At 71.6% G+C, this 13,976-nt stretch carries 9 protein-coding genes and 1 pseudogene; 4 read left to right on the top strand and 6 right to left on the bottom strand.

Features of this window, described 5'->3' with window-relative positions:
* Positions 1-201 precede the first annotated feature (201 nt).
* The 3 genes and pseudogenes from ACFYOH_RS19485 to ACFYOH_RS19475 all read right to left on the bottom strand — a co-directional run.
* A complete protein-coding gene (locus ACFYOH_RS19485; protein ID WP_388627212.1) occupies positions 202-960 on the bottom strand; it encodes an IclR family transcriptional regulator in 759 nt (252 codons plus the stop codon).
* Positions 961-1,069: 109 nt separating this feature from the next.
* Complete coding sequence (locus ACFYOH_RS19480; protein ID WP_388627050.1) at positions 1,070-2,896, bottom strand: LamG-like jellyroll fold domain-containing protein; 1,827 nt, start codon at positions 2,894-2,896, stop codon at positions 1,070-1,072.
* Between the two features lie 147 nt (positions 2,897-3,043).
* Positions 3,044-3,657: pseudogene (locus ACFYOH_RS19475) on the bottom strand (beta-galactosidase domain 4-containing protein); the annotation flags it as partial.
* Positions 3,658-3,763: 106 nt separating this feature from the next.
* Here ACFYOH_RS19475 and ACFYOH_RS19470 point away from each other — a divergent pair.
* Positions 3,764-5,101, top strand: a complete 1,338-nt coding sequence (locus tag ACFYOH_RS19470; RefSeq protein WP_388627048.1) for a 6-phospho-beta-glucosidase — start codon at positions 3,764-3,766, stop codon at positions 5,099-5,101.
* Positions 5,102-5,158: 57 nt separating this feature from the next.
* Positions 5,159-8,200: an alpha-mannosidase gene (locus ACFYOH_RS19465; protein WP_388627047.1), complete on the top strand. Its 3,042-nt coding sequence runs from the start codon at positions 5,159-5,161 to the stop codon at positions 8,198-8,200.
* A 58-nt stretch (positions 8,201-8,258) separates the two neighbouring features.
* Here ACFYOH_RS19465 and ACFYOH_RS19460 read toward each other — a convergent pair whose 3' ends face one another.
* From ACFYOH_RS19460 to ACFYOH_RS19450, 3 genes are all read right to left on the bottom strand, one after another.
* Positions 8,259-9,008: a hypothetical protein gene (locus ACFYOH_RS19460; RefSeq protein ID WP_388627045.1), complete on the bottom strand. Its 750-nt coding sequence runs from the start codon at positions 9,006-9,008 to the stop codon at positions 8,259-8,261.
* Positions 9,009-9,092: 84 nt separating this feature from the next.
* The gene (locus tag ACFYOH_RS19455) at positions 9,093-10,778 is read right to left on the bottom strand and encodes a carbohydrate binding domain-containing protein (RefSeq protein ID WP_388627043.1); all 1,686 of its coding nucleotides are present in this window, start codon (positions 10,776-10,778) and stop codon (positions 9,093-9,095) included.
* Between the two features lie 219 nt (positions 10,779-10,997).
* A complete protein-coding gene (locus ACFYOH_RS19450; protein WP_388627042.1) occupies positions 10,998-12,113 on the bottom strand; it encodes an ATP-grasp domain-containing protein in 1,116 nt (371 codons plus the stop codon).
* 319 nt (positions 12,114-12,432) lie between these two features.
* Here ACFYOH_RS19450 and ACFYOH_RS19445 point away from each other — a divergent pair, with 319 nt between their 5' ends.
* Together ACFYOH_RS19445 and ACFYOH_RS19440 are read left to right on the top strand one after the other, a co-directional pair.
* Positions 12,433-13,338 carry a metallophosphoesterase family protein gene (locus ACFYOH_RS19445; RefSeq protein ID WP_388627040.1) on the top strand — a complete coding sequence of 302 codons (906 nt, stop codon included), beginning with the start codon at positions 12,433-12,435 and terminating at the stop codon, positions 13,336-13,338.
* The gene (locus tag ACFYOH_RS19440; RefSeq protein ID WP_388627039.1) at positions 13,286-13,966 is read left to right on the top strand and encodes a 4'-phosphopantetheinyl transferase; all 681 of its coding nucleotides are present in this window, start codon (positions 13,286-13,288) and stop codon (positions 13,964-13,966) included. Before ACFYOH_RS19445 ends, ACFYOH_RS19440 begins: the two co-directional genes overlap by 53 nt.
* Positions 13,967-13,976: the final 10 nt, after the last annotated feature.

Below are 13,976 nucleotides of genomic sequence, written 5' to 3'. Positions count from 1 at the left end.
CCCACCCCTGCGGTCGTCAAGATGTGAAGCAAGGAAAGTCGTTGGTACGCAGGGGAGTTCAGGGGGTGAAGCCGCCCGTACCGGCTCAGACCGCGCTGATTCCCGTGAGGAGACAGGCCGGGACGACCACATCGGCAGAGCGGCGTTCTTCGAGCGCTGCTTCCCCACCGCGTACCGGTTCGCCGAGCAGCGCCTGCCGGGTCACCGCTCGCGCCGCCCCGGCCGCCAGCCCAGCGCCCGTGAGATCCCCCGGGCCGCCAGCCGTACCGCAGGAGCCAGGGCCGGCACCTGGGCGCCCGCCCGGGGCACCACCACCGACACGGCCGCCACCACCTCCCCGCCCGGCCCGCACACCGCCGCCGCCACCGACAGCGCGTCCTCCGTCACCTGACGCTCACTCACCGCCACGCCTGAGCGTCGCACTTCGGCGAGCGTACGGCGCAGCCGCACCGGATCGTTGATGGTGTACGGCGTGAAGGCGGCCAGCGGCCCGGCGCAGTACTCCTCCTGCACGTCCGGGTCCGCGTGGGCGAGGAGGGCGAGCCCGACGCCGGTGGCGTGCAGCGGCCAGCGCGCGCCGACCCGGATGTGCACGCCCACCGCCGAACGGCCCGACAGCCACTCGATGTAGACGACCTCCGCGCCGTCCCGCACGGCCAACTGCACGTTCTCGTGCGTCGCTTCGTACAGGTCCTCCAGGTACGGCAGCGCCAGCTGCCTGAGGCCCAGGCCGCGCGGCGCGAGCGCGGCCACCTCCCACAGCCGCAGCCCCACGTGGTAGACCCCGGACGCGTCGCGCTCCAGTGCGCCCCACGCGGTCAGGGCGCCCGCCAGCCGGTGCGCGGTGGTCAGGCTGAGCCCGGCCCGGCGGCCGATGTCCGTCAGGGACAGGGCGGGGTGCTCGTGGTCGAACGCGGCGAGCACGGCCAGCAGCCGGTCGGCCGCGGACCGCTCGCTCACGGACACCCCACCCTGTCGCCGTACGTCGTGGCCCGGATCGTAGCCGACGCCGTCGGCCCAGGCGGGCAGCGGCTGCTCGGTCACGCCGGTCACAGGTCCTCCGGCGGGGTCAGCGCGTCATGAAGGAGGTGACGGGCAGCGCCCGGGAGACGATCCGGACGTCGCCGAGGCGTCCGTGCAGGATCTGGTCGATCCTGTCCGCGTACTCGTAGCCGCCGAGCAGCCAGGGGCGCCCGGACGAGGCGATGCCGATCGCCGGGGCGTGCGGGTTGCGCGCCACCGGGCAGCCCTGGACGTACATGATCGTGTGCTGACCGTCGTTGACCACGGCCAGGTGCCACCAGGTCTCCCGGGCGGTCTCGTCGCCCCAGTTGGTGGCCAGCTGCCGCTGGTTGAGCGGGTGGACCGCCCACTGCGGGCCAGGGCCGTCGGACAGGGACAGCGTGGCCAGCGGTTCGTCCGGGTCGTCCGTGACCGTGCCCACCGAGCCGTTGCGGCCGGTGCGGCTCACCAGCCCGGACCAGGCGTTGTGCGAGGTGTCCCAGTCGGCGGGCAGCCAGTAGAAGGCCTCGATCGTGTAACCGTTCTCGAAAGTGGCCGAGTTGAGCGGCGCGGAGTCGACGGTGCGCAGATACGCGCCCTTCAGCGGCGACTTGTACCCCTGGAACTCCAGGCTGCCGTGGCCGGGCTGGTCGGGGTGGTGGTCCGCCGACCAGCCCAGTGTGCCGCCGCCCACCGAGACCACGGTGAGGTCGTTGCCCCGGCCGGACAGGTCGCGGACGGTGCCGGTAACGGGCGACTCGAAGCGCCAGTAGGCGACCGTGCCCGGTATCAGCATCCTCGACACCGGCCGGGCCGGGCGGGCCGGCACCGGGTCGAAGCCGGAGAAGCGGGCGGCGAAGTCGATCTCGACCGAGAAGCGGTCCGCGTCGCCGCTGAGCTCGATCTCCTGCCGCTCCAGCTCGTTGAGCCCCTGCTTCGCCCGGCCGAGGATCCACGGCGAGACCGTCTCCACGTCGATGACGTTGCGGCCCAGGTCGAAGTGGTAGAGGCGGATCATCGCCGCGCCGCCGAAGTAGCGGTTCTGGTAGTTGGTGAGGTGCAGATGCACCTCGTTGCCGGCCGCGTTCTTGCGGGTCGCGCGGCCCGCGGGCCAGTAGTGGCCGTTCAGGGTCAGAAAGATCTGGTCGTGGTCCTCGATCAGCTGGTCCCACAGCTGCTGCCCGTACGCCGACAACTGCTCGTCAGCGACGACCAGTTCATGCGTGGTGAGCACGACCGGCGTGCTCGGGTGCCGGGCGAGCACCTCCTTCGCCCAGGCGTTTCCCTGCGCCGACAGCCGCCAGTCCAGCGCGAGCACCATCCACTCGCGGCCGGCGGCCCGGAACAAGTGGAAGGTGTTGTAGCCGTCCGGTGAAGCGCCCCCGAACGTCGGCTTGTCCCGGAAGCGCTGCGGCCCGAAGGCGTCCAGGTACGGCGTGGAGCCGCGCTGGTCGTCCGTCGACGACCTGATGTCGTGGTTGCCGGCCAGCACGCTGTAGCCGACCCCCCGACGGTCGAGGACCCCGAACGCCTCCCCGATCACGGCGAACTCGTCCGCGGCACCGTTCTGGGTCAGGTCCCCGAGGTGGCTCAGGAAGACGATGTTGTCGTCCTTGCCGTGCTCCAGGAGATAGCGCAACGAGGCTTCGAGGGGCGCCGGGTAGATGCTCGGGCCGTCGAACAGGTACTGGGTGTCGGGCATCACCGCGAGCGTGAACCGGCGGCTGTCCGAGTCCGGCCGCCAGCCGCTCCGCTCGGCCGCCTCGGCGCCGGCCGGGACGGCGACCCCGGCCGCGGCGGCGGCGCCGAGCAGCGCGGTGGCCCTGAGAAAACCACGTCTTCCGGCACCGGCCTGCACGGCCTCGCCCTGGTTGTGGTCGTGCGACGTACACATGGGTGCTCCGGGAGGGTGACGGGACGGGAGGGCAGGGGGAACGAGGGGGCGGATGAGGGGGGGACAGGGGTGGACGAGGGGGTAGGGTCAGGTGGCCACGGAACGAAGGGCTCGCGGGGCACCGGCCGGACCCTCCGTACGAGGACGAGCCGTCGGCACCGCCCGCAGCCGGATGCGTGGCGCGCACACCTCGGTGCCACGCGGCGCCGACGGCTCGTCCTCGGCCGTCACCACCCGCAGCGTCAGCCACGCCTCACCGCCGCCCTTCGGCAGGGTGAAGGGCAGCGGTACGGCCGCGGTCTCGCCGGGCCGCAGATCGGGCAACGGGGCCGGAGCGGTCAGGGTGGGGCCGTCGGCGGGCGCCAGTTCCCAGGTCGCCGTCAGCCCGGCAAGACCCGGGAAGCGCCGGTGGTTGGCGACGACGATCCCCTCGTGCCGGTAGCACCGGATCCGGACCGGTGCCACGAGCTCCCGACGATGGTGCGGGTCCGGTAGCGGAATGCGGTCGCCGCGGCCGGGGAAGACCACCACTTCGGCCCCTTCGGCCTCGTCCACCCCGTCCGCGGTGCCGGGGCTCTCGTGGTCGCCGCCGTACGCCCGGCGGCAGCCGGGTGGGGTGACACCGTTGTCGTAGTGCCCGGCAGCCGCGTGCCCGGCCGGTCTTCCCTCGCTCACGCGCCGAGGATTCCGTGGTCCCAGGACCCCCGGATGAAGCCGTCCTGAAGGCCCGGCGTGGACTCGGTGGCCGCCCAGTGGTCCGCGCGCCCGGAAATGATGGGATGCCGGTGGACCCGGCCACCGCCCGGTCCGCCCACCAGGGGCCGGGGCCGAGGTGGTCGTGGCGCAAGTTCGGGGAAGGACGCAGACGTGAAGCTGACGATTCTGGGCGGCGGCGGGTTCCGGGTGCCGCTCGTCCACGGTGCACTGCTGACCGACCACGCCGAGGAGCGGGTCACCGAGGTCGTCCTGCACGACCTGGACGAGCGCCGGTTGCACGCAGTACGCCGGGTACTGGACGAACAGGCCGCCGGCGTCCCCGACGCGCCCCGGGTGACCGCGACCACCGACCTCGACGAGGCGCTCGCCGGCGCGGACTTCGTCTTCTCCGCGATCCGCGTCGGCGGCCTTCAGGGCCGGGCGGACGACGAGCGGGTGGCGCTCGCCGAGGGCGTGCTCGGCCAGGAGACCGTCGGCGCGGGCGGCATCGCCTACGGCCTGCGGACCGTGCCCGTCGCCGTCGACATCGCCCGGCGCGTGGCCCGCCTCGCCCCGGACGCATGGGTCATCAACTTCACCAATCCGGCCGGCCTGGTCACCGAGGCGATGTCCCGGTACCTCGGCGACCGTGTCATCGGCATCTGCGACTCGCCCGTCGGTCTCGGCCGCCGAATCGCCCGCGTCCTCGGCGCCGACCCGAAGGAGGCCTTCGTCGACTACGTCGGCCTCAACCACCTCGGCTGGGTGCGCGGCCTGCGCGTCGCAGGACACGACGAACTGCCGCGCCTGCTCGCCGACCCCGCCCGGCTCGGCTCCTTCGAGGAGGGCAGGCTGTTCGGCGTCGACTGGCTGCAGTCGCTCGGCGCGATCCCCAACGAGTACCTGCACTACTACTACTTCAACCGGGAAGCCGTACGCGCCTACCAGCAGGCGGGGCAGACCCGGGGTGCCTTCCTGCGCGACCAGCAGGCCCGGTTCTACACGGAGGCACTGCACCCGGACCGGTCCGCGCTGCAGGTGTGGGACCGCACGCGCGCCGAGCGCGAGGCCACCTACATGGCCGAGAACCGGGAGAGCGCCGGCGCGGGTGAGCGCGAGGCCGAGGACCTGTCCGGCGGCTACGAGCAGGTCGCGCTCGCCCTGATGCGGGCCGTCGCCCGCGACGAGCGGACCACGCTGATCCTCAACGTGCGCAACGGGAACACGCTGTCCGTGCTCGACGGCGACGCCGTGATCGAGGTTCCCTGCCAGGTCGACGCGGGCGGTGCCCATCCGGTCGCCGTCGCCCCGCTGCCCGATCACGCCACGGGACTGGTCTGCTCGGTCAAGGCCGTCGAGCGTGAGGTGCTCGCCGCCGCCGAGTCCGGCTCCCGGCAGACGGCCGTGAAGGCGTTCGCGCTGCATCCGCTGGTCGACTCCGTGAACGTGGCCCGGCGTCTGGTCGAGGGCTACACCGCAGTCCATCCCGGTCTGGCGTACCTTGGTTGATCACCAACCGGTAAGCGCTTTCCAGCCCGCTCGCCCCTCCCTCCCTGGAGGCCCCTGATGCACGACGAACGCCGCCGGATCGAGGAGCGCGCCGAGCGCCTCCACACCCAGCGCATCAAGCCCGCGATCTACGCGGCCACCATCCCGATGGCGGTCGAGGCCTGGCAGGCGCCGGGCGAGCCGGTCTCCTTCGAAGAGGCCGCGTCCGCGCCCTACGAGCCCTTCGCGATGGACACCCCGTGGGGCCCGCCCTGGGGCACGACCTGGTTCCGGGTGAGCGGCCGGGTCCCCGCCGCGTGGGCGGGCCGGCGCGTCGAGGCGGTCATCGACCTCGGCTTCATCGGCGACTGGCCGGGCAACCAGGCCGAGGCCCTGGTCCACCTGCCCGACGGCCGCCCGCTGAAGGCGGTCAACCCGCTCAACCAGTACGTCCCGATCGCCAACCCGGCGGCCGGCGGCGAGCAGATCGACTACCTGGTCGAGGCGGCCTCCAACCCCGACATCCTCGCGGACAACTTCGCGGCGCCGACCCCGCTGGGCGATGTCCTGACCGCCGGCCACAAGCCGCTGTACAGCTTCCGGCGCGCCGACCTCGCCGTCCTCGACGAGGAGGTCTGGCACCTCGACCTCGACCTCCAGGTGCTGCGCGAACTGATGGTCGAACTCGGCGAGCACGACCCGCGCCGGCACGAGATCACGCACGCGCTGGACCGCGCCCTGGACCTGCTGGACCTCGACGACATCTCCGGCTCCGCCGCCGCCGTGCGCGAGGCCCTGCGCCCGGTCCTGTCCAAGCCCGCCCACGCCAGTGCCCACGTCATCTCCGGCGTCGGCCACGCGCACATCGACTCGGCGTGGCTGTGGCCCATCCGCGAGACCAAGCGCAAGACGTCCCGGACGTTCTCGAACGTGACGTCCCTGGCCGACGAGTACGAGGAGTTCGTCTTCGCCTGCTCGCAGGCCCAGCAGTACGAGTGGGTGCGCGACAACCACCCGCACGTCTGGGCCCGCATCAAGGAGTCCGTGAAGAAGGGACAGTGGGCGCCGGTCGGCGGCATGTGGGTCGAGTCCGACGGCAACCTGCCCGGCGGGGAGGCCATCGCCCGCCAGCTCATCCACGGCAAGCGGTTCTTCATCGAGCACTTCGGTATCGAGACCAAGGGCGTCTGGCTGCCGGACTCCTTCGGCTACAACGCCGCCTACCCGCAGCTCGCCAAGCTCGCCGGCAACGAGTGGTTCCTCACCCAGAAGATCTCCTGGAACCAGACCAACACCTTCCCCCACCACACCTTCTGGTGGGAGGGCATCGACGGCACCCGCATCTTCACCCACTTCCCGCCCGTCGACACCTACAACGCCCGCTTCAGCGGCGCGGAGATGGCCCGGGCGGTCCGCAACTACGCCGAGAAGGGCGCGGCTTCGAGGTCTCTCGCTCCCTTCGGCTGGGGCGACGGCGGTGGCGGCCCCACCCGCGAGATCATGGAACGGGCGCGCAGGCTCGCCGACCTGGAAGGTTCGCCCAAGGTCGTCGTCGAACACCCCGATGCGTTCTTCGCCAAGGCCCGCGAGGAGTACCCGGACGCCCCGGTCTGGGTCGGCGAGCTCTACCTGGAGCTGCACCGCGCCACGTACACCTCCCAGGCCCGCACCAAACAGGGCAACCGCCGCAGCGAACACAAACTGCGCGAGGCCGAGTTGTGGGCGACGACCGCCGCGCTGCACGCGCCGGGCTACGCCTACCCGTACGACAAGCTGGACCGGCTGTGGAAGACGGTGCTGCTGCACCAGTTCCACGACATCCTGCCGGGCTCATCCATCGCCTGGGTGCACCGCGAGGCGGAGGCCGAGTACGCCCGCGTCGCACAGGAGTTGGAGGAGCTGACGGCCGAGGCGGTGGCCGCGCTGGGCGCCGGCTCGACCCGGGTCTTCAACACCAGCCCGTTCGACCGTGCCGAGGTGATCCGCACGGCGGCGGGCGCGTCGGCGTACGTGCAGGTGCCCGCGAGCGGCAGTGCGCCCCTGACGGAAGCCGAGCCCCCGCACCCGGTGACGGTCGACGAAAGGGTCCTCGACAACGGCCTGGTCCGCGTGGTGGTCGCCGAGGACGGCACCCTGCCCTCCGTGGTCGACCTGCGCGCCGACCGCGAAGTCCTCGCCGGTCAGGGCAACCTGCTGCGCCTGCACACGGACCTCCCGAACTACTGGGACGCCTGGGACGTCGACAAGCACTACAAGAACCGCTACACGGACCTGCTGGAGGCCTCGCAGATCGAGGTCGTCGGCCAGGACCCGCTGCGCGGCTCGATCCGCGTCACCCGCTCCTTCGGCAAGGGCTCGCGGATCACCCAGACGATCACCCTCCGCGCCGGCAGCCCCCGGATCGACTTCGAGACGGACATCGACTGGCACGAGGCGGAGAAGTTCCTCAAGGCCGGCTTCCCGTTCGACATCCGTGCCCCGCACTCCTCCGCCGAGATCCAGTTCGGCCACATCCAGCGGCCCACGCACACCAACACCAGCTGGGAGGCGGCCCGTTTCGAGGTCTGCGGCCACCGCTGGGTGCACCTCGGCGAGCCCGGCTACGGCGTCGCGCTCATCAACGACTCGACGTACGGCCACGACGTCTCCCGCACCGTCCGCGAGGACGGCGGTACGACGACCAGGGTCAGCCTCAGTCTGGTGCGCGCCCCGCGCATCCCGGACCCGGGTGCCGACCAGGGCCGCCACCGCCTCACCTACTCGCTCCTGCCCGGCGCCAGCATCGCGGACGCCGTGGCCGAGGGGTACGCCCTCAACCTCCCCCTCCGCGTGGCCGATTCGGCGGGCGAGCCGCAGCCGGTCGTCTCGGTGGACGGCGAGGGCGTGACCGTCGAGGCCGTGAAGCTGGCCGACGACGAGAGCGGCGACGTCGTCGTCCGCCTCTACGAGTCCCGCGGCGGCCGCGCGACGGGTGTCGTACGCACCGGCTTCCCCCTCGCGGGCGCCCAGGTGACCGACCTGCTCGAACGTCCGCTGGAAGACGCGGAGTCGACGGACGGCGGAGTCTCCGTTTCCCTCCGCCCCTTCCAGATCCTGACGCTCCGGCTGCGGAGGGCCTGACCGATGGGCATACGACCCCGACTGCCTCCCGACGGGGCGGCCCGATTCCGACGGTCACTCACAGGTAGCCGTCGTCCCGGTCCTCGCTGGGCTGCTGCCGGGCCTCCCGCCGTCCTCGTACGAGCTCGGTCAGGGGAGCCCGGAGCGCGTAGACGCCGGCCAGGGCGCCCGCGATGCCCGCCGCCGTGTACAACCCGTCCTGCATCGAGGCGAATCGGTGCGACCAGGTGTCGCGCACGCTCAGGTGGACGCTGATCGGCGGGGCTAGGGTGTCCAGGGCACGATCCGAGTCACCCTGGAAGGTGGTGACGGTGAGGGCGAGGTCGTGGTCGCCCGGCTCGCCGGCGGACACACTCCACTGCCACTCCGCGAGGTCCCCGGGCTGTGCGATGACCTGCTTGACGTCGGGGGTCAGCGACACCACCCGCACGTCCGAGTCGCCGGCCGACAGAGCGGCCTCCTCCACCCCGCCCACCTGGAACGACCGGGTCACCAGCGCGGCCTGCGCGGTGCCGTGCGAGGACTTCTCGCCCCGCGCGGTGAGGCGGACGTCGTAGGTGAGGCTGTCGCCGACGGACACCGAGACGGAGGGGTCGTAAGCGAGGGAACCGTCGAAGAGGTGCTTGCGGTCGTCGACGATCGAGGACTGCAAGTCCGCCTGACCGGGGCGCTGCCCCACGGACTCGGGACCCTTGTTGCTCTCCCCGGGCACCCCGCAGGCGGCGAGGCCGAGCGCGAGGAGGAGCAACAGACACCAGGCGGCCGCGATCCTCTTCTTCACGCCTGTGCCGCCCCCGATTTCCGTCATGCCGAACCACGGGGAGGCCCCCGCAGCGGGACAAGATTCTTCCCGCCGCGGAGGCCCGGGCGCCAGCCCTCCTTCCGGTCGCCGTCAGCCGGTGAAACCGGCCGTGATCGAGGTGAACTGCCAGTCGTTCTGGCTGATGCCGGAGCAGTTGCTCACCACCCCGCCGCCCGGGCACGGCCGGTCACGGTTGACCGACCAGAACGCGAGGCGGGCGATGTGGTGGCTGTTGGCCCAGTCCCTGATCTGGGTCCAGATCGCCGTGGTCGTGTTCTCCTGCTGGTCGGACAGGCCGTTCATGCCGGAGATGCCGATGTGGGAGTACGCGGTGGCGTCGTCCCACCCGAACGTCGACTTGAGCTTGGCCTTCAGCCCTTCCGCCGCGTTCACGGTGTTGCCGTACATGTCCGAGCCGCCGCCGAAGTCGAACGGCATGATGGTGAACACGTCGATGTTCGCGCCGAGCGACTGCGCCTGCTCGATCAGCCGGTTGCCGTAGTAGGTCGGGCCCGTGGTCGAGGTGCCGAAGGTGACGATGGTCTTCAGGCCGGGGTTGTTCGCCTTGACCGTCTTCAGCGCGGTGAGGATCTTCGCCTGCACGGCCTCGTTCTCGAACTCGTCCGTGTTCTCGATGTCCATGTCGACGGCCTTCAGGCCGTAGGCGTCGATCACCTTCTGGATGGCTCCCGCGAGCGTGGCCGCGGAGGAGCAGTTGGCGCCGAGCTTGCTGCCCTGCCAGCCGCCGAAGGACGGCACGATGTCACCGCCGGCGGACCGGACGGCGTTGATCGCGCTCTGGTCGGCGCCACCGGTGAGCGGCCGGCTGCCGTCCCAGGCCGGGGTGCAGCCGCCGGAGTCCAGCACGAACGCCATCGTGAACCACTTGATCCCGGTCGCGCTCATCACCGTCGCCGGGCTCGGCGGATCGCCCCAGCCCTCGTACAGATACGGCGCGGCCTGAGTGAACCCGGTGCCGCCGCCGCTGCCCGCGTCCGTGGTCACGGAGACGGCGTTGGAGGCGGCCGAGACGTTCCCGGCCGCGTCGTGCGCCTTGACCGTGAAGGTGTACGAGGTGCTGGTCGACAGCCCGCTGACCGTGGCGGATGTGCCGGAGACGGTCAGCACCTGGTTCGGGCCACGGTAGATGTCGTAACCCGTTACGCCCACATTGTCCGTGGCGGCGTTCCACGACAGCGAAACGCTGGACGAGGTCTTGCCGGTGGAGATCAGGCCCGTCGGCGCGGTCGGCGCCTGGGTGTCCCCGCCGCCCCCGCCGCCCGGGCCGTCCAGACCGATGTCGTCGGCCCAGTAGGTGCCCTGGGCGTACCAGCCGTGGACATAGATGGTGGCGCTGGTCTGCGAGGCACCCGTGGTGAAGGACACGCTCAACTGGCTGTACGCCGTCGGCGAGGTCGTCCAGGTCGAGGCGCCGCCGTTCACGCCCAGGTACACATAGCTGCCGCGTACCCAGCCGCTGAGGGTGTACGTCGTGTTCGGCTGCACGGCGACCGTCTGGCTGCACTGCGCGTCGTCGCTGTCGGTCACCGCGCCCTGCAGCGCCTTGGAGCCGCTGTGCACGGGGGAGGAGACGACCGAGCCGAGATTGCCGGTGCAGGTCCAGGGGGACAGGCCGCCGGACTCGAAGCCGGGGTTGGTGAGGATGTTGGCCGCCTGAGCGGTGCCCGGAAGGGCGATGGCCCCGCCGACCGCGAGGGCGACGGAACCGAGGAGAGCGAGAAGCCGACGTCTGTGACGTCCGAGTGGATTGCGCACGCGATCTCCCTGTGGGGATGGGGTGTTCGGGAGTGCACGGCTGTGCGGAGGTGCGCTGAAGAATTTGGTATGGACCAATGCGGGTGTCAAGGGACTTGGCTGGATTGGTCCATACCGACGAGCGAAGACGCGCCCCAAAGGGGAGCGGGGCTGTATGAGATATCCGGCTCCGCCGCGCGGGCGCGACAAGCCACGATGTACCCGCAGTCGGCATACCGCCTAAATCGGCAGGGCCTCCACCGCCGAACCCGCCTGCACAGGCAACGTCGGAAGGGGCGTCTCCGCCTCCCTCTGCTGCGGAAGCGCCGCAGGCACGGGCAGAAGCGACCGCGGCCCCGCCACCACCGTGTAGTCCTGCCCCAGGAACGGCGGCTCGATCACCCCGGGATCCTCACCCAGAGCCAACTGCACGGCGGCCCAGGGCACGTTCACCCCGCACAGCGACACCTGGTGCAGGCCCCCGGAGGGCCTCGTGTTGACATCCAGCAGCACGGGCCGGTCGCCGAACATACGGAACTGGATGTTGGACAGGTGGTGCAGCCCGAAGCCCTCCGCGATCAGCCGGGCCGGCTCCAGCCACCGCTCGTCCAGCGTGAAACCCCTGCGGCGGCCGTTCTTGGTGCGGCCCACCGCGAGCCGCAGCCGGTTGTCGGGCCCGGTCAGGCAGTCGACCGACACCTCGGGCTGCTCCAGGCGCGGCATCACCAGCCAGTCCACCGGTTCCCCGGACCGCCGCAGCGCCTCGACGACGAGGTCCAGCTGGACGTACGGGCTCGGGAACCCTTCGAGGTGGCCGAGCGAGAACGGGGCGCGGGTGATCACCCGGAAACCGACCCCGCCGGCACCCGCGGCCGGCTTGAAGCAGGGCTTGTGCCCGGCCGCCTCCAACTCCTCCACGGCCACGAGGAGTTCGTCGGCCGTACGCACCCGCCACCACGGCGGCACCGGGACGCCCACCGAGCGGACCGCCTCGTACGCGGTCGCCTTGTCCTCGAAGACGGCCACCGCCTCGGGTGTCGGCGCCAGCAGCGCCGTACCGGCCGCGGCGAACTCCGCGCGGTGCCGCACGATCGCCGCCTGGTGCAGCCGGGGCACGAACACGTCGATGCCGCGTCGGGCGCACTGGTCGAGCGCGTACTCCACGTAACCGGCCGGGGACAGGCCCTCCGGCTCCAGGTCGGCGGTGTCGGCGGCGGCCAGGACGGGGGAGTCGGGGTCCCCGTGCGTGGCATGGATCTCCACCGCGCGATCGCTGGGATTTCTGCGCAGCTGATCCATGAAGAAGACGTTCTCCGCGTACGTGCGGTTGAGCCAGACGCGTACGCGAGAGAGCATGCAGGCCGCCTTTCACGGTTTTCGGGCAGGGCTCGGCGGCCCGTGCCCGGGCAGGAGGGAGGAAGGGACGCCAAAGGACCCCTGAGAAAAGGGAGATTGGGGTGATGGTGTCGGGGCGATCATACGGCTTTCGAGAGCCCGCGCGTGCAACGCGGATGTTACGGATTTCCGGGACTCGTCCAGTAGGCTCGCCGGAGTCCCCCAGGGCGGCGCCGACCCGCCGCCGCGCCCCGCGACACGGTCGCCGGGGCCCCTTGTCGGGGTGTCCGGGAATGTGTTCTCGTGGTCCCCGGCGGAGGAAGATCGGAAGGGGTGCAGGGTGGAGTCTGCGGCCGGGGCCGGGCAGCTGCTGGCCATCAGCGACCTGCACATCACCTATCCGGAGAACCGCGCCCTGGTCGAGGAGATGCGGCCCGCCGGCGACGAGGACTGGCTGATCGTGGCCGGTGACATCGCCGAGACGGTGGCCGACATCCGCTGGACCCTTCAGAAGCTCGCGGGCCGTTTCCGCAAGGTGCTGTGGGCCCCCGGCAACCACGAGCTGTGGACGCACCCGAAGGATCCGGTCACCCTGCGCGGCGTCGCCCGCTACGAGCACCTGGTCGCGCTGTGCCGCGAGCTGGGCGTCGTCACCCCCGAGGACCCCTATCCGGTGTGGCGCGGCCCCGGCGGCCCGGTCGTCGTCGCCCCGCTGTTCCTGCTGTACGACTACTCGTTCCTGCCGCCCGGCTGCGCCACCAAGGCCGAAGGTCTGGCCTACGCGCAGAGCACCGGCATCGTCTGCAACGACGAGTACCTGCTGCACCCCGATCCCTATCCGACCCGTGACGCCTGGTGCCGGGCACGGGTCGCCGAGACCGAGCGCAGGCTCGCCGAGCTGCCCGCGGACCTGCCGGTCGTACCGGTCAACCACTATCCGCTGCACCGGCATCCCACCGAGGTGCTGCGGTACCCCGAGTTCGCCATGTGGTGCGGCACCCTGCTGACCGCCGACTGGTACCGCCGGTTCCACGTCGCGACCATGGTCTACGGCCATCTGCACATCCCCCGCACCACCTGGCACGACGGAGTCCGCTTCGAGGAGGTCTCCGTAGGCTATCCCCGAGAATGGCGCAAGCGCTCGGAGCCGCCGGGACAGCTGCGCCGCATCCTGCCGATGGAGGTCGAAGCCGGTGATCGAGGAGCTGCTCCCGGAGTCGGTCGTGGCCGTGGAGGCACACCGTGACGACGCGGTGTGGGACGCCCCGTTCTACCCCGGGGAGGCAGCGCTCGTCGAGCGTGCCGTGGCCAAGCGCCGCCGCGAGTTCGCCGCCGTGCGCGGCTGCGCCCGGCGCGCCATGGAGAAACTCGGCGTGCCCGCCCAGCCCGTCCTCAGCGGCGAGCGGGGTGCCCCGCGCTGGCCGGACGGCCTGATCGGCAGCATGACCCACTGCGACGGCTACTGCGCCGCCGCACTGGCCCGGGCCGGCGACCTGGCCTCCCTCGGCATCGACGCCGAACCGCACGGGCCGCTCCCGGACGGCGTCGGCGCCTCCATCCTCCTGCCCGCCGAGGCCGAGCGGCTGGACCGCCTCGCCGCGCGGCGACCCGGTGTGCACTGGGACCGGATCCTGTTCAGCGCCAAGGAGTCCGTCTACAAGGCGTGGTTCCCGCTGACCCGCACCTGGCTGGACTTCTCCGAGGCCGACATCACCCTCGACCCGAGCCCAGGCGACGAGCCGCACGGCACCCTGCGTGCCGAACTCCTCGTCCCCGGGCCCCGGGTCGGCGACCGCCGGCTCCAGGTCTTCGACGGCAGGTGGGCCGTACGCGACCAAGTGGTCACCACCGCCGTGGTCGTCCCGCATCCCTGAATCCCCGGCA

It is taken from the genome of Streptomyces sp. NPDC007856 (assembly GCF_042868225.1).
Taxonomy (GTDB): Bacteria; Actinomycetota; Actinomycetes; order Streptomycetales; family Streptomycetaceae; genus Streptomyces.
Note: the sequence above shows the minus strand (reverse complement) of the source record. Positions and strands in the feature narration are given on the sequence as shown.

What these genes read in the sequence shown, in the direction of transcription:
- ACFYOH_RS19460 (WP_388627045.1), bottom strand. Translation starts at nt 9,008, where the DNA reads ATGACGGAAATCGGGGGCGGCACAGGCGTGAAGAAGAGGATCGCGGCC.
- ACFYOH_RS19450 (WP_388627042.1), bottom strand. Translation starts at nt 12,113, where the DNA reads ATGCTCTCTCGCGTACGCGTCTGGCTCAACCGCACGTACGCGGAGAAC.
- ACFYOH_RS19480 (WP_388627050.1), bottom strand. Translation starts at nt 2,896, where the DNA reads ATGTGTACGTCGCACGACCACAACCAGGGCGAGGCCGTGCAGGCCGGT.
- ACFYOH_RS19465 (WP_388627047.1), top strand. Translation starts at nt 5,159, where the DNA reads ATGCACGACGAACGCCGCCGGATCGAGGAGCGCGCCGAGCGCCTCCAC.